This window comes from Halobellus sp. H-GB7 (assembly GCF_030848585.1).
GTDB lineage: Archaea > Halobacteriota > Halobacteria > Halobacteriales > Haloferacaceae > Haloquadratum > Haloquadratum inordinatus.
In genome coordinates, this window is record NZ_JAVDDW010000002.1 from 170,192 (window position 1) to 191,263 (window position 21,072).

At 56.2% G+C, this 21,072-nt stretch carries 20 protein-coding genes; 12 read left to right on the forward strand and 8 right to left on the reverse strand.

Going from position 1 to position 21,072, the window contains the following annotated elements; genetic code table 11:
- Positions 1-264: 264 nt before the first annotated feature.
- Positions 265-3,195 (forward strand): DNA methyltransferase, encoded by a 2,931-nt coding sequence (locus tag RBH22_RS05820; protein ID WP_306676832.1) that lies wholly within the window; start codon positions 265-267, stop codon positions 3,193-3,195.
- Between the two features lie 383 nt (positions 3,196-3,578).
- Here RBH22_RS05820 and RBH22_RS05825 read toward each other — a convergent pair whose 3' ends face one another.
- Positions 3,579-3,716: a hypothetical protein gene (locus RBH22_RS05825; RefSeq protein WP_306676834.1), complete on the reverse strand. Its 138-nt coding sequence runs from the start codon at positions 3,714-3,716 to the stop codon at positions 3,579-3,581.
- Between the two features lie 335 nt (positions 3,717-4,051).
- Here RBH22_RS05825 and RBH22_RS05830 point away from each other — a divergent pair, with 335 nt between their 5' ends.
- From RBH22_RS05830 to RBH22_RS05845, 4 genes are read left to right on the forward strand one after another with little or no spacing between them, the layout of a single operon-like run.
- Entirely contained in the window at positions 4,052-6,103 is a 2,052-nt protein-coding gene (locus RBH22_RS05830) for a DEAD/DEAH box helicase family protein (protein WP_306676835.1), read from the forward strand.
- Positions 6,100-6,282 (forward strand): hypothetical protein, encoded by a 183-nt coding sequence (locus tag RBH22_RS05835; protein ID WP_254837861.1) that lies wholly within the window; start codon positions 6,100-6,102, stop codon positions 6,280-6,282. Before RBH22_RS05830 ends, RBH22_RS05835 begins: the two co-directional genes overlap by 4 nt.
- Positions 6,279-8,225 (forward strand): AAA family ATPase, encoded by a 1,947-nt coding sequence (locus RBH22_RS05840; RefSeq protein ID WP_306676836.1) that lies wholly within the window; start codon positions 6,279-6,281, stop codon positions 8,223-8,225. The genes RBH22_RS05835 and RBH22_RS05840 overlap by 4 nt, the downstream gene beginning before the upstream one ends.
- Complete coding sequence (locus RBH22_RS05845) at positions 8,225-8,632, forward strand: hypothetical protein (protein WP_306676837.1); 408 nt, start codon at positions 8,225-8,227, stop codon at positions 8,630-8,632. Before RBH22_RS05840 ends, RBH22_RS05845 begins: the two co-directional genes overlap by 1 nt.
- A gap of 57 nt (positions 8,633-8,689) precedes the next feature.
- Here RBH22_RS05845 and RBH22_RS05850 read toward each other — a convergent pair whose 3' ends face one another.
- From RBH22_RS05850 to RBH22_RS05860, 3 genes are all read right to left on the reverse strand, one after another.
- Positions 8,690-9,109: a hypothetical protein gene (locus tag RBH22_RS05850; RefSeq protein ID WP_306676839.1), complete on the reverse strand. Its 420-nt coding sequence runs from the start codon at positions 9,107-9,109 to the stop codon at positions 8,690-8,692.
- 406 nt (positions 9,110-9,515) lie between these two features.
- Positions 9,516-9,992 (reverse strand): hypothetical protein, encoded by a 477-nt coding sequence (locus RBH22_RS05855; RefSeq protein WP_306676840.1) that lies wholly within the window; start codon positions 9,990-9,992, stop codon positions 9,516-9,518.
- A gap of 444 nt (positions 9,993-10,436) precedes the next feature.
- Entirely contained in the window at positions 10,437-10,565 is a 129-nt protein-coding gene (locus RBH22_RS05860; RefSeq protein WP_306676841.1) for a hypothetical protein, read from the reverse strand.
- 961 nt (positions 10,566-11,526) lie between these two features.
- On the opposite strand from RBH22_RS05860, the gene RBH22_RS05865 reads away from it, so the two are divergent.
- Positions 11,527-12,354 carry a PKD domain-containing protein gene (locus RBH22_RS05865; RefSeq protein ID WP_306676842.1) on the forward strand — a complete coding sequence of 276 codons (828 nt, stop codon included), beginning with the start codon at positions 11,527-11,529 and terminating at the stop codon, positions 12,352-12,354.
- Between the two features lie 88 nt (positions 12,355-12,442).
- On the opposite strand, the gene RBH22_RS05870 is transcribed toward RBH22_RS05865, so the two are convergent.
- A complete protein-coding gene (locus tag RBH22_RS05870) occupies positions 12,443-12,877 on the reverse strand; it encodes a universal stress protein (protein ID WP_306676843.1) in 435 nt (144 codons plus the stop codon).
- A 188-nt stretch (positions 12,878-13,065) separates the two neighbouring features.
- Here RBH22_RS05870 and RBH22_RS05875 point away from each other — a divergent pair, with 188 nt between their 5' ends.
- The gene (locus RBH22_RS05875) at positions 13,066-14,727 is read left to right on the forward strand and encodes a TraB/GumN family protein (protein WP_306676845.1); all 1,662 of its coding nucleotides are present in this window, start codon (positions 13,066-13,068) and stop codon (positions 14,725-14,727) included.
- Between the two features lie 114 nt (positions 14,728-14,841).
- Complete coding sequence (locus tag RBH22_RS05880; RefSeq protein WP_306676846.1) at positions 14,842-15,477, forward strand: metalloprotease; 636 nt, start codon at positions 14,842-14,844, stop codon at positions 15,475-15,477.
- A 21-nt stretch (positions 15,478-15,498) separates the two neighbouring features.
- Here RBH22_RS05880 and RBH22_RS05885 read toward each other — a convergent pair whose 3' ends face one another.
- Positions 15,499-15,771 carry a hypothetical protein gene (locus RBH22_RS05885; protein WP_306676847.1) on the reverse strand — a complete coding sequence of 91 codons (273 nt, stop codon included), beginning with the start codon at positions 15,769-15,771 and terminating at the stop codon, positions 15,499-15,501.
- A gap of 294 nt (positions 15,772-16,065) precedes the next feature.
- Here RBH22_RS05885 and purM point away from each other — a divergent pair, with 294 nt between their 5' ends.
- Together purM and RBH22_RS05895 are read left to right on the forward strand one after the other, a co-directional pair.
- Positions 16,066-17,082 (forward strand): phosphoribosylformylglycinamidine cyclo-ligase, encoded by a 1,017-nt coding sequence (gene purM, locus RBH22_RS05890; protein ID WP_306676848.1) that lies wholly within the window; start codon positions 16,066-16,068, stop codon positions 17,080-17,082.
- A gap of 31 nt (positions 17,083-17,113) precedes the next feature.
- On the forward strand, positions 17,114-18,496 hold the full coding sequence (locus tag RBH22_RS05895) for a cytochrome P450 (protein WP_256545253.1): 1,383 nt from the start codon (positions 17,114-17,116) through the stop codon (positions 18,494-18,496).
- 37 nt (positions 18,497-18,533) lie between these two features.
- On the opposite strand, the gene RBH22_RS05900 is transcribed toward RBH22_RS05895, so the two are convergent.
- Complete coding sequence (locus tag RBH22_RS05900) at positions 18,534-19,076, reverse strand: CBS domain-containing protein (RefSeq protein ID WP_121570421.1); 543 nt, start codon at positions 19,074-19,076, stop codon at positions 18,534-18,536.
- Positions 19,077-19,161: 85 nt separating this feature from the next.
- Positions 19,162-19,533, reverse strand: a complete 372-nt coding sequence (locus RBH22_RS05905) for a DUF555 domain-containing protein (RefSeq protein ID WP_256545254.1) — start codon at positions 19,531-19,533, stop codon at positions 19,162-19,164.
- Between the two features lie 289 nt (positions 19,534-19,822).
- Between RBH22_RS05905 and RBH22_RS05910 the strand changes: the two genes are divergently transcribed.
- Both RBH22_RS05910 and psmB read left to right on the forward strand, forming a co-directional pair.
- A complete protein-coding gene (locus tag RBH22_RS05910) occupies positions 19,823-20,008 on the forward strand; it encodes a hypothetical protein (RefSeq protein WP_256545255.1) in 186 nt (61 codons plus the stop codon).
- A gap of 294 nt (positions 20,009-20,302) precedes the next feature.
- A complete protein-coding gene (psmB, locus tag RBH22_RS05915) occupies positions 20,303-21,034 on the forward strand; it encodes an archaeal proteasome endopeptidase complex subunit beta (RefSeq protein WP_256545256.1) in 732 nt (243 codons plus the stop codon).
- Positions 21,035-21,072 lie beyond the last annotated feature (38 nt).

Below are 21,072 nucleotides of genomic sequence, written 5' to 3' on the forward strand. Positions count from 1 at the left end.
TACGTAGTAGATAATCTCCACCCATATAACATCAAAGAACCCCTTGCCTCTATCCACGTGCCTACAGCACTATAACTGGGGACTGGTCCGAGAGACGTGTCAGGAACGATCAGAAAACTTAAAACACATAGATCAATTGCAATGTGCTATAATGGTTGCTTCGGACCGCCAGCCCGGATTTATTTCCGATAACGCGTTGGCGCTCAACAAGATTGCTTTTAAGCGGTTCTCAACTGGTGAATCTTCCTCTTCCCGGAGACAACTATGAGTCGTCAGACCAGGGCAACCTGCGATTCCGAGGTAGAACTCTCCACGTTGGCCTCGGGAATGGCAAAACAGCACGAAAGGTATCAGGATGCACTCCAAGAACTAATCGACAATTCGGTCTCGTCTGTGGTGAAGAATGAGGCATACTTCGATGATCCGGACACGCCGATTAAGATAGTAATCACGTTTCGACGCACCAAGAACAGTGTCCGAACGACTATTGCCGATAATGGACCGGGTATCAGCAGGGAAGCTCTTCAGAATGAAATCTTCCGAACAGGGAACAAGAAGGAATCCGACGGTATCCTAAATAACGTTGGCTGGGGTCTGAAAGCCAGCCTTGCTTGGTTCGAGGAAACTCTGTCGCAGGCTAATCCCACACCCGAGAACGAATGGTTCACACTGGTAACCCAGACCAGTGGATCAGACAGATTCCGGGTTGACGGTCCTATCACTGGGGACTTGCCTATCTCTCGTGCCGATAATGATGCTTGGGTTGATGGGTTAGGTATCGGTGATCACAGCCTCGGTGAATACGGAAGTGGAACCCGTGTTCACGTCAGCTGTAGCCGACCTAAGTTCGATAACGACGTCTGGCCGTCAGCCAAATCACTAGAAATCAAAGCTCAGACACTCCGGGAGCTGCTCGGAGTTAAGTTCCGTCGACTGCTCTCCGTTCACCCTGAAAACGAGATATACATCGATTACGAGGATGAGACTAACGGAAAGAGCGGTTCTCTACCTGTCATCCCAATCTTCCCCCAGTACGTGTCGGACGACCAAGACCCGCCGACACCTTACGCGGAGGATTCGTTTGAAATAGTGGGTGATGACGGTGCAGTGTATGAGGTGGAGTTCGAACGCGGGACGCTTGATTTTGACGCGATGACCAGTGAGCTGGCTGACGACTATCCTGGTCTCTTCACTACAAGTGGACGGTTCAGAACCAGATTCAGACCCAACCAGTCCAAGCAGGGTGTCGATATCTATGCTAATGGCCGTATCTTGATGACGTCGGTATTCACTGATCTTTTCGACCTGATCAGGAATAACGAGTATAATTATTTCGGGGGTGAAGTGCGTATCTTCCCGAAGCAGGGGACAGACGAGGTTCCAACGGACAACAAGAAGGTTCGTGTCGATACCAACAGCACATTATGGCAGAACCTGTGTGAAATCCTCTCCAGCGACAAGTACCAGCCTGAGGGGAAGCGGTACGACGAAGCATATGACCAGACTGAGGAGAATGAAAGCATTTCAGCAGGAGAGGTAGACTCAACGGAACCCTCCTCGGGAGCAGCTGATATTGGTTCCTCTATCGATACGTCCAGTCTTTCCGCTGCTGATGACCTTTTTGAAATTCACCAGCAGGATTCGATGAAGTTGGAAGAGACTCTTCGAGGGTTCGATGATGTTCCCAATGAAGGCGGTTTTGTCGATGCAACCTTGACTTCTCCGCCGTACTTCGACCTCAAGGATTATGGGTATGAAGCGGAGGAGCAGCTGGGTCAAAGCGGTTCATACGACCAGTATCTTGAGGAGATGCGGGAGGTCTTCCAGCAGGTATACAACGCTACCAAAGATTCCGGGACTCTCTGGGTGGTGGTGAACACGTTCAAGAACAACGGTGAGATCGTCCAACTCCCCAACGATATTGCTTCTATTTGCCAGAACCTCTCAGGGATAGATCAATGTCCTGAGTGTGGTTCTTCGCTACGACTAGACCAGCTTGATCATCAGCTCACCTGCCGTGAATGTGACTACACCCATAACCGCAAGTCGGATTCGTGGCTGCTGCAGGATATCGTTATCTGGAACAAGACTCGGGCCTTGCCCTACAACAGCGACGGCCAGTTCAGGAACGTCTTCGAGTATATCCTGTGCTTCAGTAAAACCGATTCTTTCGAGTTTGACGTTGACAAGACACGTATAGCAGATCCGACACAGTTCAAGCAGTGGTGGGTCGAATATCCGGAAAGGTATCATCCACGAGGTAAGGTCCCGGACAATATCTGGGAGCACGTAACCCCTCCTCAGGGTTCATTTGGCGGAATTGATTCACTGGATCATCCAGCACCGTTCCCCACCGCGCTTGTGGAGCGAATTCTCCGCTTGACCACGAAACAGGGCTCTATAGTACTCGACCCGTTCGCCGGTTCGGGAACGGTGCCTGCTGTGGCAGACATTATGGGACGTCGCTCTATCGGCTTCGAGCTGAGCCCAAAGTATTGCGAGGCATATGATTCGGTTAAGGAGGAGATCTCAGAGAAGTATGGGGATCGGCTTCAGTCTCAGACATCCGAACAACAAGAGGATCTTGCGAAGGTGATCGGAGGTTTACGGCAAATAAAGCATATCCGTGAAATTCTTCGGAAACACGGAAAGGAGTCGAACGGTGGTTCTCACGATGATCTGACTATCCACACTGCTTTCCACCTTTGCCGGGAGATAAACGTCCAATCAACTGATCAGGGTCGGTTTATCGATTCGGATATTTACTATATCGTTGACGACGATCTGAACGAGGAACTTCAATCCAATCTTCAGCAAAGCCTACACTCGATTGCAGCCAACGGGATCAGCGCCTCTTACGGAATCAATCCGACTGTCAACGTCTATTCTACCAGCGAGTTCCTTGAACAGGCAATAACACAATCTGAGATGTCGTCTATTGGTGATCTGTATGTCTACGAGGGGGGACGGCATTACGATTACAAGGAGAAGATCAGCCTGTCAGATTGGGTTGAACGGGCTGTCGGGACGAACAAATGGAAACAGGAATTCGCCCAGAAGGAGTGGCCGCCGATCGTGAGCAACGTCGGTCTTTCTGTTGACAATCCGCGGCGCGGAGGAAGTCAAGAAGAAAGTAAAGATGATACCGCAGATCAGATAGAGATTCTCGGAATAGACGACTTAGCCCTTAGCTAGGTGTCTGGTTCGTGATTCGTATTTGTGCAACGATCATCCTTTGACGAGGATTATTCGTCAACGGGGGGGGTCGTTGAGTAAATAGAGCAGGATTTTCTGCGAATAATTCGATTTCCTCGATTAGGGTTCCAAATGACTCGATATCGATGATGCGGGCTCCAATTGATGCGAATTCAGCTTTGAATGACCGATCCCCCACATCACTGAATTCTTGTAGAACGAGTGATTTGGAATAAAGTCTCCGCCCACTTCGTCCATCCGGGCGTGTGCTCGATCAGCGTGATTGTACCAAGTACTGTTGTTGTGTCGCTATGATGGCGTCGTTGATATTGATGAGATGAAGATCTTTTTCGTCCTGACATCCATTAATCAGGGGTACGGCATCAACTTCGTAGTGATTTCCTGACCCCCAGTACCTGCTTTTTCTCGCAGCCGGAACCTGTCTGCTGGCGGATTATTTCCCGAACCAACTTCTCGAATCCCCACTCCGGATTCTCTTCCTTCATTGTCTCAAAGAGCATCTCTCAATTAGTCATAGTCGTCTAAATACATCCAGAGATTGTGACGCTTCTGTCAGGATAAAAACAGTACGGTGATCGAGCCTCGTTATGAAATCCGAGAGCCGATCAATGACTGAAATCTCTGCTCTGTTGAATAGCGGTGATTGGATACAGGTGTGGAAACTGAGCCCCCTGTATGAGTGGCTGAGGCTGGTGGTCTCGTTTCGTCCCGTCTTAGAGGCTACTATTCAACAGAGCAGAAATCTCAACAGGGCAATTTCTATTGTTGGTCGGGTTCTCTATGGAGGTAGATGTCTCTGAGGGATTACCGGTGGGAGGGATACTATCCTGGGCACGTGGATATCTTAGAGGAGTTCTTTATCCCTGCGCTCAAGCACTCGACTTACTACGATCGGATTACCGGCAGCTTTTCGTCTTCTGTTTTGGAGCTGTTTTCTGAAGGATTGCCTGAATTCATCGAGAACGGAGGGACAATTCGTCTTCTGCCTGGAATTGTGCTTTATGAGGAGGATATTGAAGCGATTGATCAGGGTCATTCTGACGAGGTTTTGTCCGAACGGATTGAGTGGGAAAAAGTAAAACAAGGGAGCCGTGAGGAGGTTATTGAGGCCTTGGCTTGGTTAGTTGCCGAGGATGTTCTGCAGATCAAGGTTGGTGTGGTAACCGATGAATTGGGGAGACTGCAGACACAGCAAGAAGCGGAGTGGCATCAGAAGGTTGCTATCTTCGGAGATGACGAGGATAACACAATCGGGATTACCGGATCGCCTAATGAGTCGTTCAAAGCGTTGCGGCAGAATCGAGAGAGCTTCAGCCTTTTCCGGAACTGGGTGGAATCTGAGGAAAATGAGTGGGATGAGAAAACGCGGCTGGACAAGCAGATAGATGAGTTTGAGCAGCTATGGAATGACGAGGATCCGAAGTCTGCCGTGTTCGATTTCCCGGAGGCGCTTCGTAGGGATCTAATCGAGAAAGCCCCGGAGTCCGAGCCCGACTGGGATGAAGTTATTCCTGGTGGGAGTAGCGGGGTAAGTGGTCGTGAGGATATTGACCTGCGTCCGTATCAGGAAGAAGCTATCCAGAGATTTCTTGATAATGGGAATCGACTTGTTCTTGATCACGCGACAGGTACAGGGAAAACTTGGACCTCGCTTTTGGCAATGCAACACGCGGTTGAGGACTCCGATATTGTTGTTGTCTTCGCTCCGACGAAGGACTTGGTCAATCAGTGGGTAGATGGTGATAACATCACACGGTTCTTCCCGGAGAGCAGCATCATCCGGTGTCTGGGAGATACGAATTGGCGTGAACGTTTGCAGAACTATCTCTTCACTGATCGGTCGGCTCCTCTGTTTGTGGTGTCAACAATGCATCCTAGCACGATGGAAGACGTCATCAAACGAGTGAATTCGACTAAGGAGTCTGGAATTGCAGTGATTGCGGATGAAGTACACAATCTGGGTTCTAATCTCCGCCGAACTATCTTCCCGGACCTGGAAGCGGATCGAGCCAGAATCGCTTTGAGTGCTACGCCATTCCGTGATGATCCCGGTGATGAAGCGATTATCGAATACTTTGGAGATACGATTCACGAAATATCGATAGAAGATGCAATAGAAGAACACGAGGTGCTTAGCGAGTACGAATATCATATTTACCCGGTTGTCTTGTCGGATAGCGAACGGAAGCGGTTCCGGGATCATTCTACCGAGATTTCACACCTGTATAATACGTACAAGTCCTATGAGGACCAGTCTCTGATTGAGGTCTCAGATCGGCATCCGGATTTGAAGGTTGAGGTGATGGATCGAGCTCGGATTGTTAAGGAGTGTTCGGCTAAGCTGGATGTTACGAGGTCGTTGATTGATGAAGCAGGCACTCGGACCTTAGTGTACTGCAACACTGAAGATCACACTGAGCAGGTTGTCGAGGAAGTCGACGATCATACTACGAAAACCGTCTCGATTTTCCTCGGTCGTCTTCCCTCCAGCGAAAAGGAGAATCTGTTAACTCATTTTGAGGGGGGGAAAATTGATGTCTTGGTTTCTATTGACTGCCTTACGGAAGGTATCGATGTTCCCGAGTGTGACTCAGCTATATTGGTAACAAGTTCTACCACGGAGCGAGAAGCCGTGCAGCGACGTGGCCGTATCTTGCGTGAAGCAGAAAGTGACGAACCGGCCCATCTCTATGACTTCGTCACCTTACCAGCTGACCTTGAGAAAATCAAAGCAGGGGAGGCAGATCTTGTCCCTGCTGAGATTTCGCTCATCGAGCGCGAACTGCAGCGTCTACGTATTATGAATGCTGATGCAGCGAATAAGATGGAGAATGATCCCCTTATTTTAAGATTAAGTCGTGCCATCACGCAGTACGATCTCGAATGACAGGAATTGATCCGGACATCGAGGATATTCTGGATGAGGAAGTTGACGACTTCCACACCAAACAGATGTTACGGGAAATCCTCGACTGGGAGGATCAGCAACTCTACAAAACAAGACGTCGCGGAAAGAAAGATGCTCTTGAAGGATTCTTAGATAACTACCTCGAAGATAAAAAATGAAGCTACAATCTGTAGAGATAGCCAACTTCCGGCCATACCGGGATTCTCACTTGGACCTCACCGACCGCGATGGTTCTATACACGTAGTAGAAGGTGATCAGGGAGGAGGAAAGACCAGTCTTCATACAGCGATCCAGTGGGGCCTATATGGTGGAGATGGACCCGGCACGAATTATTCGGAGCACTGGAACGAACGTGCAAAGCAGGACCGAGAAGAGAAAATGTCGGTGGAAATTAAGTTTAAAGAAGGTGAGAGGAATTATACTCTTATCCGGGAAATCGACCGGTTCAACCATACACAGGGCCGTGCCTACGAGGAGACTACATTAATCGGAAATACCAATACCTATTCTGATGAGGAGGCCCAGAACCAGATTGAAGAAATACTCCCCGAGCAGCTGAAGGACTTTTTCTTTTTAGACGGCGAACGGATCCAGAGACTGATCGAGGAAGATGCCGGACAGCAGGTGAAGCGTGAGATTGAGACCGTTCTCAAGCATCGAACAATAATCAATGCTCAGAATGATCTTGAGGATCTGTTAGAGGACCGGTTGATTCCTCGTCGAGATAAGATTGAGGAGGAAGCAAGTGAGCGCGACGAGATTATACAAGAAATATCGGAGTACCGGGATGATATCAAGGATCTGAAGAAGCAAAATGAGGAGGATCGTGATAATATTCAGAAAAAGAACGATATACTGGAAGAGACGCGTGAGGAGCTAGAAGAGCTAAATGAGGAGAAGATTGAGGAGATAAACGACTTAGAAGAGGCAATTCAGGACCTGCAACAGGATAAGGTCAGGATCCTTTCTGAGTTGAAAGAGTCGTGGAAGGAGCTCCGCTACGCTATTCTGTTTGATGATGTAGATGATTTAAATCAGGAGCTTGAGAGACAGATTGAGGAATACGATGAACAACTGTCGGAGATTGAGCGTAACCAGATTATCTACGAATTAACTGAGGAGGCCAGAGAGGGTGAGTGTCCGATCTGTGGGAATGACGATATTGAATATCTGAAGCAGCACGATCACGAGGACCACGATGAGGACTTGAAGAAGCAAATCACGGAAAAAATAGTTGAACTGCGTGAGATGCGGGGTAGGCTTGATTCAGTTGAACCACCCGAAGATGCTCCTGGAGACAAGCAGGTCCGCCTTGAAGAAATCACGAGTAAGATAGAGGAAAAGCAAGAACGACGTGATGAACTATTAGATGAGTTAGGAGGTGTTCCGGATGAAAGCGAGCGCGACACGTTGGAACGGAACATCAAGCAGCTTGAAAACGATATCAGAGATCTTCGAGACGATATAGAGGGTCGGGAAGAAAAGATTCAGAAAAAGCAGCAGGAGATCAAGAAGTTAGAGAATAAGCGGGAAGAGCGTTCCTCAAACAGGGATTTGGAAGAGGTTACTGACAAGATTGAGGCAGCCGAGACTGCTATTGAGAAACTGAAGACGATACGGGAGGAGCACGTCCGGGAGAAACGGAAGAAGATTCGGGATGAGATGAATGAGGTGTTCGATCAGGTAGCCCAGTCTGAGTTTATGAGCGAACGCTACAAGGGACTCGATTTCCGTGGAAGCCCGGATGAGGACGACTCTTATGTTCTCCAGCTGGTCGAAGTTGATGGCGAAACAAAGGATATGGTTAATCATCAGCCGTCGGCTGGCGAATCCCAGTTGACCGCTCTCAGCTTTATTTTCGGGCTCAATAAGTACGCGCGTTATTCCTCGACGATCGTGTTCGATACCGTTGCTGGACGGCTTGATTTGACCAACAGTGAAGCGCAGGGAGAGTTCTTCGCATCACTGGATGAACCGCTTCTGTTGCTCGTAACGGATTCAGAACTCCGTGATCTCGGTGAATCCGTTCAGCAGGAAATCGGTGCTCACTACGAAATCAAGCCTGATGGAAAAGACTCGGAGCTTAACAAGGTGAAATAATGAAATTCGACGAAATATCCGGCGCTCAAACCGTTCACGTTACGACCGAGAAATTCGAGAGGGTAGCGACCTCGATCAATGAAACATTAGAGAACAACGATGGTAATCCGGTGGAGAACACTGAGATAGCGAATCTGGGGATTGCAGTTGGATTCAAAGAGGAGCGACGTGAGAAACCGGAAAGTACGAACAAGCCAATAAAGATGGAATCGCTGGATCAGGACAAGGTTCTCCGAACGATGATTGAGCGTCGGCACGAGGATGCCTCTCCAGAGGAATTGAAGGATATTATGGAGCACTATCTGGAGGGGGGTATCCAAGAAATGGCTGAGGATATAGAGGAGCAGAACTACTTTGAGTACCACCAATACCTCGATACTGACGGCGGGGAATACTCAGAATCCTAACACCCAGAGGACCTCCCCTAAGAGTGGTTGGAATTGATCAACGAAGCTGAGGTGACATCAAACTAAGTCTCGTGCTGGGTTATCTCCCCCGGATAGATGCCTGATGTCCCACCGATTCCAGTTCTCGTCATAGTTCTTTTTGGCTGATCGGTATAGTTCTCGATAGTCTGGGTCCGGGTCGTTTTCTCCATTTATTAATCCGACTATCGATTCATTTGGCGTGTATATTGTCACTTTGGGATTCGAATACTTGTTATTAAGATAGTCTGTCCCTTCTGCGACTGCTTTCAATTGCGGAATGAATCCTCTTTTTGTGTCTTCGGAGTATGATCCTTTTTTGCTCTCTGACTCGGACCCCTCAACAACATACGCCCAACCCCCATTCCCGCTTCCCGCAGTGTAGAGCTTCAGACTCGGACCGGTTTTATTTTGTTCATCTATTTCTTGATTGGCAAAATCGCTCAGGTCTGCCACCATACAGGCGGGACAAATGCTATCATTGTTAATATTAATCACTATTCTAGTATCTACCAGTATATACCACGACTGTTCGTCAGAAGATCGATGAGGTTCAATCTGAACAGTAGCAATGCAATACTTGCAAAGTAAGAAGTGTGAAAATATATTAAATTATCTAGAACATTCTGCTGTGGTACGTCTCCATTCTTCTAAGTCTAGCTAATCATAGATACGTGAATTGATATATATAGAGTCAGTGTCCTCGTCATCATCCTCTGTTTCTGCGACCCGTCGACACGGACGAAGTGCCAAGGCCTCGGAGCGCGACAACTGTCACCCCCCCACCGTGTTCTCTGGCGGATAATGCGGGTTGAAACGGGCCAAAGTCACTGGAGAACCTGTGTTCGGATTTCTTGTCGAGCTTCTACGTACGATCAAAGAGGAATTCCTCGATAGAGTCGTATTGATGGTGACTTACTGGTTTGAACTGCAGCCCTTCTTCGGCCGTGACATCGATAATATGTGCACCGAGAGATCTGACTATACGCTGGTAAGATATTCTGTGGTGCTTGGGGTCCATCTTCACGTCTGTTGAATCATAAAACTCCGAGGGCGCAACTAACACTGGATGATATCCGGCACGGAGATAGCTGGCCAATTGGTGTATTGATCGGGTTCGTTCGCGCTTGTTGCAGCGGGCCTTGACCTCGAACAGGAATCCCTTAAAATCTTTATGCGGAAGGTCTAGTCTGACATCAGCAAGAATGCCGACCTGACTGGAGTCGACTCCTTTTTCGACGAAAAGGTCGGTACCAGTTGACTTTTCCTTAGATTCGAGCGCTTCATCCACTGCGCTAGCTAAGGTAAATTTCATTGCTTTGTGCGAAAGTGATTCGCTCATATCTGGTTGTTAATGTTAGATACAGGAAAAACTATCCCTGAATTGTAGTCATACGTCAACCACTTATTCCTTAGATATATGAATATTCAATAGTTCGGTTGATCTGATTGTTCAGAGAGCATCCCTTACGTTATTTCACAGAAATCGGAGTGCGAGATCGTGTCTGATGCATCAATTTAGCGAGACTCCGCGTTTGATCAATTACTAGTTCGTACACGATTATGCACTAATTATTCCATATATTCAGTATTCTCCATAAGGTTGGTCCCGTAAAATATTGTCAATAGCGAAATTCTGCGAAAATCCTGGGCTCAAAATGCGAAATTTTGTCCAAGAGAAACCGGCATAACCTCCTCCCGGACCTCGTCCTTATCTTATTAAAAAAAACAGGCAACTACTTGGCCGGAAGCGGGCCTCCAATGGGGGGACGACATCGGGGTCGGACTACCTTCGGTGTGCGTAGATCGTGCCCGACGTGGGCGTCTCACTGCTGTTGGCGAGTACGACGGGTTTCCCTGGGTCACCGATTGCAGCACGCATCAGCAGGTAGAGGTTGATCGCCTTGATTGTCATCGCTATGTACGTGGGGATCCGAGCGTTTGCCTCAGAGATCGTGATTGACCAACTTCCCTGTTCCCTGAGGGTGACGCTACCTGTTTCGTCGGTTACTGTTGCCTGCCACAGGCCGGTGATCCAGATGCTGAGCTGTAGTTCGTCGGGTTGGGGGGATACCCGCGTTCGTCGTCCTCGTCTCCGAGGACGGCTCCGGGCAGGCCGGCGCCCGTACTCGCTCACAGTCTGTCGACTGTCCTCAACACGGTTCGTCTGTCGTGCTCTATATTCAATATAGATAATAACTAGTTGGAAAATCATCACAGAACTATCTGAAGAGGTACAATCTACTCGGTTCGGAGGAATATCTCGTTTGCACTGATTCAGAGCCAAGCCGAAAATTGACCTCTGGACGAACCGGTAATTGACTCAGTCGGAAGTGTCCGTATTCTCTACGGCCTGGTGCTTTATTATAGACCGGACCACATTCTCAGTAGAGAGCAGAATCAATCCGGGTAGTGCTAGAGTGAGGATGCGGAGCGGGGGCGGATCGACGGCCACGCCTGCGTGGCCTTAAGATCCGCTCCCGTAGGGGTTCGTGGGTTCAAATCCCATCCCCCGCATTCGAATCTGCGAGCGAAGCGAGCAGTTCGGCTTCTATGGATGGATTTGAACCCTACCGGTCGAGCGCAGCGAGTACCGAGCGAGCACGTCCGGCTCCGGTTCAAATCCCATCCCCCGCACTGCGTGTCCGAGCGTCAGCGAGGACCGCTCGTTTACGGTGGGATTGAATCAGGGAGCAACTTCGTTGTGACCGTGGTTCAAATCCCATCCCCCGCACTGCGTGTCCGAGCGTCAGCAAACGGCCTGTTTCTATCGTGGAGTTGGACAAGGAAGCACAACGGTCGTGGGTCAACTGTTCCCGGATCCCGGTTGGAGGTGTTCTCTGAACTACTAAGTCACGGACTTCCGAACGACCGGTATGAACCGGCGCACGGTAATTCGGAGTTTACTCCCTGTTGGGATTGCAAGCCTGGGAGGTTGTGCAGGGCAATCTGGTTCACAAGAAACTGCAAGTGTCTCCGATTCGGAGGCCGGCGAGATACCAATAATTCAGGTCGATCCGAACAACCCACGCGTCGGGACACCTGTTGCGTTCACCGCAAACATTGAGGACGGTAGCAGCTACTTTTATTTCTGGGCGTTTGGCGAGGGAGTAACAATCGAGGGTCGGGGGCGCTCTACGACACGAGCATTCAATGGAGCGGGTAGTCACGTGGTCAAGCTATTAGTAGTCGATCCGGATGTCGTCGAGACACATCTGGGGGGCGATCCCTCACGGGCAGATACGTTCGGCGATGTCACTGGAAAAGCAGACTATAGTAGCAACTACGCCCAACACTCGACCGTCGTAAACGTCGAAGAGCTCCCAAGAGAGCAGTTGAATATCGAGACCGGATTCGTGAACATATACCTCCGGGGGAACCGCCGGAACGTGTCAGCGGATGAGCCGGCACGGCTGGAGTTCAGTGCGTCGAACCTCGCCGGCGAGAGACGCCTCGTCGTCGTATTACTCTTGCAGGTGCCCACTGGGTTGGCTGTCCGTGGGACCTCTTTCGATGAGGGAAGTGGCCAGTACACGACACGATACGAGGTCGGTCCCGGGGGAACGAAAGGTGAGTCTATCGAACTCGTCGCGAACGAAAGCGGACGGTACCGCATTCGTGGCCGCGCAGTGTACTACTTCGAGGACGCTCCCGACGAGAGAACGAGCAAATCTACAAAGCTGACGCTGAACTTCAGACAGTAAACGACAACTGAACCGCCGCCCACGACGTCGTATGCGTTGATTCAATCCTCGCTTGGGGCTGTCTGCCCCTCACGGTCCTCCGCACTGCTCATTTCTCTGCGGGCGACGTCCGAACCGTGAGGACCGGTACTTCGGAGTGCTGAACGACTCGTTCCGCAACGCTGCCGAGCAGTACGTGCGGGAGCCCCGTACGCCCGTGTGTGCCGAGGACGACGAGGTCGACGTCGTTCTCGTCGGCGTACGCGAGAATCTCCTGATGCGGCGTCCCATACTGGACCGCGGTGATCGCGTAGATACCGACGTCCGTCGCGCGGTCGTGGATCTCCGCGACGGAGGTTCGCCCGGCTTCCTCTATCCCTTCTTGGACGGACTGGCTGTGCGCGTCGAGTGGAACAGCCGAGGTGTCGACGACGTGGAGGACGTGCAGCGTCGCCTCGCTCAACCGCGCGAGGTGGATCGCGTGTTCGGCCACGCGCGCCATCCCGTCGCTTCCGTCGGTCGGGACCAGAATGGTGTCGTACATCACCGCTAGTTCGTCGGGTTCACACTAAGGTAGTGAGTCCGTACGGGTGCTGAGGAGGAGTTACGGTTGCTCCTGGGGATCACGGCTGCTCACTGGGACCACGGCTGGTCACTTCGTCGTATCGCGCGCCGTCGAACCGCGGTCGAATCTCCGACAGGGGTAAAAACCACGGTGCGGTAGAAAGACCAATGAGTCAGGAAGCGGCCGAGAAGGGTCGCGTCCGCGTCGTCGGCACTGCGCACGTCTCCGAGGAGAGCGTCCGCGAGGTGGAAGAGACGATCGAGGCGGAACGCCCCGACGTCGTCGCCGTCGAACTCGACGAGGGACGATACCGGCAGATGAAGGGTGGAGAGCCCGACGACATCGAGCCCGGAGACCTGCTCCGCGGCAACACGGTGTTTCAGTTCATCGCCTACTGGATGCTGTCGTACGTGCAGGCGCGCCTGGGCGAGGAGTTCGACGTGACGCCCGGTGCGGATATGCTCTCGGCGGTCGACACCGCCGAAGAACACGGAATCGACGTCGCGCTCGTCGACCGCGACATCAACGAGACGATGCAACGCTTCTGGTCGCAGATGGGGATCGTCGAGAAACTCCGTATGGTGGGCGGACTCGCCTTCGGAATCGGCGACAGCCGCGGCGTCGGCCTCGCCGCGGGCGTCGTCCTCGGTGTGATCTTCGGCCCGCTGGTGGCGATCTTCGGTGGGAGCGTCGGCATCGGACTCCCGTTGCTCTCGCGCGTCACCGGCGGCGTGATCCTCGCAGTCGGCGTCGCGGCCGCGATCTGGACGTTCGGCGCGTCGCTTCTCTCCGCCGAGGATCGTCTCGTCGCAGCGCTGGCCGCGGGCGTCGCAATCGGCGGCATCGGCGGCGTCGGCTTCGGTCTCGCCGCACCCGCTGTCGATCTCCTGGGTTCGTTCGTCGTGCGCGTCGTCGGCAGTATGGCGGTCGGCATCGTCGGCGGCCTCCTCGTCGGCGGCGTGCTCGGGCAGTTCGCCTCGACGTTCGGCTACGGAGAGGTCGAAGACGTCGAGGAGTTCGATATGTCCGAGATGACCGACACCGACGTCGTGAGCGCGATGATGGAGGAGTTCCGGCAGTTCTCTCCCGGTGGGGCGGCAGCGCTCATCGACGAGCGCGACGCGTTCATCGCGCACAAACTGGTCGCGCTCCGGCAGTCCGGCGCGAACGTCGTCGCAGTCGTCGGCGCGGGCCACCGCGAGGGGATCGAACGCTACCTCGACCACCCCGAGGAACTCCCGCCGATGTCGTCGCTGACTGGAACGGACGGCGGCGGCGTCCCCTGGGCGAAAGTCGTCGGGACGGGCATCTCGCTCGTCGTGGTCGGCTTCTTCGCGCTACTGGCGCTCTCGTCGGCCGGCAACGACACGCTCTTGCGACTGTTCGGCGCGTGGTTCCTCGTCAACGGTCTCTTCGCAGCAGGGCTCGCGAAGGCGGCGGGCGCGCGGTGGTCGTCCTCGCTCGTCGGCGGCGCAGTCGCGTGGATGACGTCGATCAACCCCTTCCTCGCGCCGGGATGGTTCACGGGCTACATCGAACTCCAGCACGACCCCGTGAACATCTCCGACATCGGCACGCTCAACGAACTGCTCGCCGACGAGGAGAAACCGATACCGGATCTGATGAACGAGATGTTCGCCGTGCCGCTGTTCCGTCTCATCGTCGTCGTCGCGGCGACGAACATCGGCAGCATCGTCGCCTCTGCGCTGTTCGTCGCGTACCTGCTCCCGCTGTTCGCGCTCGACCTCGGAGGTGCGGCGGGCGTGACCCAACTGCTCTTCGAGGGCGCGAAGAACGGCTGGGAGATCCTCTGGAACGCGATCGGGTGACGTGACGTCCTGTGGGTCCGCTCGCGCGGATCGCCTTTCGGGGTCGTCCATATTTCAGCCCGTTCACTGCAACCCACAAGGGCCAACACCCCACGCCCCGTACGCCCAGTCGGAATGAACACGTCTCGAATTTCCTTCAGCTCCAAAGAGCTGCAAGATTTGGCGCTGGCGTGGATTGCCCTCGGCGTCGCCTTCGCCATCTTCTTCGCCGGTGGTGGCCAGCGCGCAGTCACCGGCATTCTACAGGGCGGCGTCGTCTCCCCCATCCTGCTCAGCCTCCTGACTGCTGGCGTCGGCTTTCTCCTCCACGAAATCGCCCACAAAGTCGTCGCCGTCCGTTTCGGCCAGGTCGCAGAGTTTCGCGCGGACTACGGAATGCTCTTTCTCGCCGTCGTCAGCTCGCTCGCCGGCTTCATCTTCGCGGCTCCCGGCGCGGTCTATCACCGCGGTCGACTGACCGCCCGCGAGCACGGCCTCATCGCGATCGCCGGCCCCGTAACGAACGCCCTTCTCGCCGTCGTCTTCCTGCCGGTGTTCTTCCTCGGCGTGCTCGTCGGCTCCGACTTCCTCGCACTCGCGGGGTCGCGCGGACTCACGATCAATCTCTTCTTGGCGACGTTCAATATGCTCCCGTTCGGCCCGCTCGACGGGAAGACCGTGCTGAGCTGGAGTAAAACCGTCTTCGCGGGGTTCTTCGTGCCCTCGCTGTTGTTGACGATCGGCGCGTTCGTGGTCGGATTCGGGTTCTGACCCGGCGGCAGCGTCCGACAGTCACTCGGCGCTCGACGCTGGCTCGTGTCCGTGCCCGAGTACGAACGCGAGCACGTTGAGAGCGACCAGACCGGCGAAGAGGAGGGCTTCGCCACTGGTCAGGCCGCCGAAGATGAGCGGGAGGTACGTGAACGGCAGTACGATGGCAGCCCAGAAGCTCGCCGCCGCCGTGCTGCGGAGGCCAGCGCGAGTAGCTGTACCGACGACACTGAGACCGCGACGGAGGGCGTCGCGCGCGAGGGTCGCTTCGAGAGAGTGGGGGACACTGGACATCTGTGTTTCCTCACTTCCTCGTAGAACTGGCACCCACATATAACGCGACGAGCGTTCAGTCGTTTCGTGACCGTTTACCGGGGTTCGAGGACGTTTCAGGGACGTTTTATGAGCCATCCAGAAGCGCTTAGACCGTTCATACTCTGATATGCGGGCGTATCTCCAAGTAGCTACTCCCGCGACCGCGGGTGTCGGTATCGCAGTGACGAGGACGTCGGGTGGACCCCGTCTCGTCAAGTGCTGGCCCGCCCGGAGACCGGACGTATTTTCTTGCCCCGACGCGGGCATTCGGATATGACTGACGACGACTCGGGAGCGGATCCGGATGGGAACGCGGAGCCCGAATCTGACGACGAGGAACTGACGTACGCCGAGGCGGGCGTCGACATCGAAGCGAGCGAGGCCGCGACGGCGGCGCTGATCGGCGCGGTCGGCGAGAGCGAGGGCGACTACGCCGGACTGCTCGACATCGGCGACCGCTACCTCGCGCTCGCCACCGACGGCGTCGGGACGAAACTGCTCGTCGCGGAAGCGCTCTCGGACTACTCGACGGTCGGCATCGACTGCATCGCGATGAACGCCAACGACCTCGTCGCGGCCGGCGTGCGCCCGGTGGCGTTCGTCGACTACCTCGCAGTCGACGACCCCGACGAGACGTTCGCCGAGCAGGTCGGCGAGGGCCTCCGGGCCGGTGCCGACGAGGCAGCCCTCGAACTCGTCGGCGGCGAGACGGCCGTGATGCCAGAAGTCATCCGTGGCCTCGACCTCGCGGGGACCTGCGCCGGCCTCGCCGCGAAGGACGCCATCTTCCCCGGCGAAGCGGATCCGGGCGACGCACTCGTCGGCTTCCGGTCCTCGGGCATCCACTCGAACGGCCTCACGCTCGCCCGGACGGCCGTCACGCGCGACCACGAGTACACTGACGCCTGCCCGTTCGGCGACTACGACACGCTCGGGGAGGCGCTGCTGGAACCGACCCGGATCTACACGCACCTCCTCGATCCGATGCGCGAACACGACGTCCGCGCCGCCGCACACGTCACCGGCGGCGGGTGGACGAACCTCGAACGGATGGGCGACTACCGCTACGTCGTCGAGGACGCCTTCGACCCCCAGCCGGTATTCGAGTTCGTCCAGTCGGAGGGCAACGTCTCCGACGAGGAGATGCACCGGACGTTCAATATGGGCACGGGCTTCGTCTGCGCGCTCGCACCCGAGGACGCCGAAGCGCTCGCCGACGCCACCGACGGACGCGTGATCGGCCGCGTCGAGGAGGGCGAGGGCGTCTCGATCCGCGGTCTCGAACTCTGATCGCGACTCGATTCCACTATCTATCCGGACAATGAGTGATTCCAGCGGCGATCCGTCAGAGAAGCCGCGGGGCGGTGTCGGTGACGAACGCCGCCCGCCCGCACCGGCGGGCGTCCCGCTCCTCGGCAACGCCGTCGGGTTCGCGCGGGATCCGTTCGACTTCACCGTCGACGCCGTCGAGGAGGTCGGCGACGCATTCCGCATCGACCTCCCCGTCGGGGACCGCTACGTCCTCGCGCATCCGGACTACGCAGAGCGCGTCCTCGTGACCGACCGCGACGCGTTCGCGAAGACCGACGACTTCCCGCTCGCGTTCGGTAACAGCGTCATCGCCGTCGAGGGCGACGACTGGCGCGAGCAGCGTGACTTTCTCGATCCGTTCTTCTTCGCATCGCGGATTCAGTCGTTCCTCCCGACGATGCGCGAGCAAGTCGTCCGCCGCGCCGACTCGTGGACCGACGGCCAGGAGATCGCGCTTCTGTCCGAGATGCAAGGGCTGACGTTCGACATCCTCGCGACGACGCTTCTCGGCATCGACGCGGGCGCTGACCGCGACGGTTTGCGGGCGGCCGCAGACGATCTGAACGCCTACTTCGAACCCGCGACGTGGATGCTCCCCGACTGGCTGCCGACACCTGCTCGGCGTCGCTTCGACGCAGCCAAGGCGACGCTCCGCGAGGAGGTGTATTCGCTGCTGGAGAACGCCGACAGAACGGACACAGACGACCGAGCGGAAGGCGTCGACCTGGTGGCGACGCTCGCGACGGCGCTTGGTGCTGGCAGTGGGGACGACACCGACAGCTACCCCCGCGAGACGGACGCTGCTATCGATCAATTGATCGGCCTCGTCTTCGCGGGCCACGAGACGACCGCGCTCGCGCTGACGTTCACGCTGTACTGTCTCGCAGAGAACCCCGAGACGTATCGGCGCGTGGAAACCGAACTCGCGGACGTTCTCGGTGAGGAGCCGGTCCGGTGGGAACACCTCGACGACCTCCCGACGCTTGCGCGCGTCGTCGACGAGAGCCTCCGCCTGTATCCGCCGGTCCACGCGCTCCCGCGAGAAACGAAGCGCCCTGTGAGGTTTGATGACGACGTCGTCCCCGAAGGCGCCGAAGTGCTCGTTTCAGTCTTCGCGATGCATCACGACGAGCGTTTCTGGGACGACCCGACGACGTTCGATCCGACGCGGTGGCGCGACCGGGACCGCTCGGCGGACGCGTACCTCCCGTTCGGTGCGGGGCCGCGGCGGTGTCTCGGTGCGACCTTCGCGCGCGTCGAAGCGCGAGTCGCGCTGGCGGAACTCCTCCGGCGGTTCCGATTCGAGCGCGTCGGGGACGGATCACTGTCGCTTTCGCCGCAGATGACGACCCAGCCGGCGGGTGAGGTCCCGATGATAGTTCGTCGGCGCTAGCGACGGCGGCGCAGCAGAAAACCGAAACGGCGACAGTCTACACGCGGGCCGCGACGTCGGCCTCAGTCACGATGCCGATCGTTTCGCCGCTCTCGACGACGAGAACAGCCGAGTGGTGATCGAGCGCGGCGTCGATCTCCTCGAGGGTCGCCGAACGCTCGACTGTCGTGACCGACTCGCGCATCACGTCGGCGACGGGGAGCGTCCCGACGTCGTCGTTCTCCTGTGCGTGCCGGATGTCGCTGTTCGAGATGATGCCGACGGGGCGGCCATCGCGGATGACGGGCAACTGTGAGAAGCCCTCGTCGAGCATCACGTCGCGTGCGAAGTGGACCGAGTCGTCGGGCGCGACGCTCGTCACGTCCTCGTTCATCAGGTCGTCCGCGCGGACGACGCTGCCTTCGGCCTCTTCGAGCGCGTTCACGATCCGACGGAGCGTCGAGAGCCGCGGATCGACGTCGCCGCCCTCGATCCGCGCGATGAGCGGCTGGGAGACGCTTGCCATCTCGGCGAGGGTGCTCTGCGTCAGGTCCAACTCCGTGCGACGCTGGCGCAGGTCCTGCGGGGTCGGAAGTTCCATAGTACTAATTACCCGAGGTTATACGAAAGTGTTTCGGGGTCGTCGCCGGGGACCCCAAGTAGGCCAGCGGACGGTCCGGACCGGGTTAGCGGTCGTCGCGGTCGTCCTCGTCGGCTTCGGTCTCGATGACGTCGATGACCGAGAGCGGGACGTCACGGAGCGCGCCGCCGACTTCGCTCTTGGCGATACGCGACGCGTGTTCCTCGCTGTCGGCGTTGAACACGTCGATCTCGAGTAGTAGCCCGACGAGCGCAGTGTTCGCTGCAATGAACGCGGAGTCGAACGGTTCGCCACAAGCCGGACACGGCGTCGCCCCGACTTCGACCTCGACGTACTCTTTGTCTTTGTCGTTGAGTCGCTTCCCGGCCTCGCTGACCGCGACGCCGATGGCGTCGTCGATGTCATCGACGTCGCGGACCAGCCACGCGGCCTCCATCGCGACGAGATAGTTGCTCATACGCTGAGGACGCACTGCGGGGTTTCGTGTCTTGTGGTTCGCACGCGCCAGTGCGAGTGGTTGTCACCGATTCGATCCGGCGTTGGGCGCGTACGCGACGACAATACTGCGCATAACTTATGCCGACGAACAGTGCGGATGACCGCGTTCGTACGACGTGACCCCGGCTTCGGACAACTGTTCTTGTGGTGTCGCAAAGTCGGCTTGAATCGCACGACAGCGTGGACGTCTATCTCTCCGGCGACGAGGAAGATTTATATACCACCGTCGCCGCCAGCACGCTAAGGCGATGATGACAGACCTGCACCGGGGCGCGGCCTTCCTGCTGTATCAGACGACGCTCCTCTTCGGCATCCTGGCGATGCCGATCGCGCTGTTCGCGCGGCGGCTGGGGCTCACCCTACCCGTCCGACCACTTATCGAGTCCGCCGAGCGGACCTACGAGCGCGCCGAAGGTCGCGGCCAGAGCCGCTAGACGAATCGAGATTTTGGGCGTCCAGAACGGTTCTGAGTGACAACGCGACGCAGTTCTCGCAATGACTATAGTAGCATTCGCAAGTCTTCACGCATCCGATCGTCCGCTGTCGTGCGATCAGATGAGCAATCAGTCGCAAATGCTACTATAGCTTGGTTGACGGTGTCACGCGGACGGAAACGACGACCGACACAGCGTTCAGAGACACCTGCCGATGTGTCGTCGCCGCGGTCGATACTGGCAACAGCAGTGGGAAGGGTGGCATTTATCAGCGGTGGGCGACAACACCGGGTAATGCGTACTCCTACGAGTGATGACGTTTCGGGGCGTCTCGATCCGCTGAACGGTGAGCACTCCGACGTCTTCTCGCCGGAACTCGGCGAGTTCTCCAACGCCGAACAACGAGCCGAACAGATGGGCGACAAAGAGACCAAGACGGGGACGACGACCGTCGGTCTGAAAACGTCCGAGGGCGTGGTCCTCGCGACGGATATGCGCGCCAGCCTCGGTCGGATGGTCTCCTCGAAGAACGTCCAGAAGGTCGAGGAGATCCACCCGAGAGGCGCGCTGACGATCGCGGGCTCCGTCTCGGCCGCACAGTCGCTCATCAGTTCGATCCGCGCAGAGGTGCGACTCTACGAGTCCCGACGCGGCGAGGATATGAGTATGCAGGCGCTCTCGACTCTCCTCGGGAACTTCCTCCGCTCGGGCGCGTTCTTCATCGTCCAGCCGATCCTCGGCGGCGTCGACGAGGAAGGACCCCACATCTACAGTATCGACCCCGCCGGGTCGATTCTCGAAGAGGAGTACACCGTCACGGGCTCGGGTAGTCAGTACGCCCTCGGTGTCCTCGAACAGGAGTACAACGAGGACCTCTCGATCGAGGAGGCCAAGTCCGTCGCCGCGCGCGCAATCCAGAGCGCCGTCGAGCGCGACCTCGCGTCCGGTAACGGGATCAACGTCTGTGTCGTCACCGAGGACGGCGTCGACATCACCCAGCACAAGGACTTCGACGAGGTCCTGTAAGGCCGAGCGTTCGGGACTCGCCCCGATCGATCTTCGAC

Coding starts and splice junctions, on each gene's coding strand:
- RBH22_RS05820 (WP_306676832.1), top strand. CDS start 265: ATGAGTCGTCAGACCAGGGCAACCTGCGATTCCGAGGTAGAACTCTCC.
- RBH22_RS05825 (WP_306676834.1), bottom strand. CDS start 3,716: ATGCTCTTTGAGACAATGAAGGAAGAGAATCCGGAGTGGGGATTCGAG.
- RBH22_RS05835 (WP_254837861.1), top strand. CDS start 6,100: ATGACAGGAATTGATCCGGACATCGAGGATATTCTGGATGAGGAAGTT.
- RBH22_RS05840 (WP_306676836.1), top strand. CDS start 6,279: ATGAAGCTACAATCTGTAGAGATAGCCAACTTCCGGCCATACCGGGAT.
- RBH22_RS05845 (WP_306676837.1), top strand. CDS start 8,225: ATGAAATTCGACGAAATATCCGGCGCTCAAACCGTTCACGTTACGACC.
- RBH22_RS05850 (WP_306676839.1), bottom strand. CDS start 9,109: ATGGTGGCAGACCTGAGCGATTTTGCCAATCAAGAAATAGATGAACAA.
- RBH22_RS05855 (WP_306676840.1), bottom strand. CDS start 9,992: ATGAGCGAATCACTTTCGCACAAAGCAATGAAATTTACCTTAGCTAGC.
- RBH22_RS05860 (WP_306676841.1), bottom strand. CDS start 10,565: ATGACAATCAAGGCGATCAACCTCTACCTGCTGATGCGTGCTGCAATC.
- RBH22_RS05865 (WP_306676842.1), top strand. CDS start 11,527: ATGAACCGGCGCACGGTAATTCGGAGTTTACTCCCTGTTGGGATTGCA.
- RBH22_RS05870 (WP_306676843.1), bottom strand. CDS start 12,877: ATGTACGACACCATTCTGGTCCCGACCGACGGAAGCGACGGGATGGCG.
- RBH22_RS05875 (WP_306676845.1), top strand. CDS start 13,066: ATGAGTCAGGAAGCGGCCGAGAAGGGTCGCGTCCGCGTCGTCGGCACT.
- RBH22_RS05880 (WP_306676846.1), top strand. CDS start 14,842: ATGAACACGTCTCGAATTTCCTTCAGCTCCAAAGAGCTGCAAGATTTG.
- RBH22_RS05885 (WP_306676847.1), bottom strand. CDS start 15,771: ATGTCCAGTGTCCCCCACTCTCTCGAAGCGACCCTCGCGCGCGACGCC.
- purM (WP_306676848.1), top strand. CDS start 16,066: ATGACTGACGACGACTCGGGAGCGGATCCGGATGGGAACGCGGAGCCC.
- RBH22_RS05895 (WP_256545253.1), top strand. CDS start 17,114: ATGAGTGATTCCAGCGGCGATCCGTCAGAGAAGCCGCGGGGCGGTGTC.
- RBH22_RS05900 (WP_121570421.1), bottom strand. CDS start 19,076: ATGGAACTTCCGACCCCGCAGGACCTGCGCCAGCGTCGCACGGAGTTG.
- RBH22_RS05905 (WP_256545254.1), bottom strand. CDS start 19,533: ATGAGCAACTATCTCGTCGCGATGGAGGCCGCGTGGCTGGTCCGCGAC.
- RBH22_RS05910 (WP_256545255.1), top strand. CDS start 19,823: ATGATGACAGACCTGCACCGGGGCGCGGCCTTCCTGCTGTATCAGACG.
- psmB (WP_256545256.1), top strand. CDS start 20,303: ATGCGTACTCCTACGAGTGATGACGTTTCGGGGCGTCTCGATCCGCTG.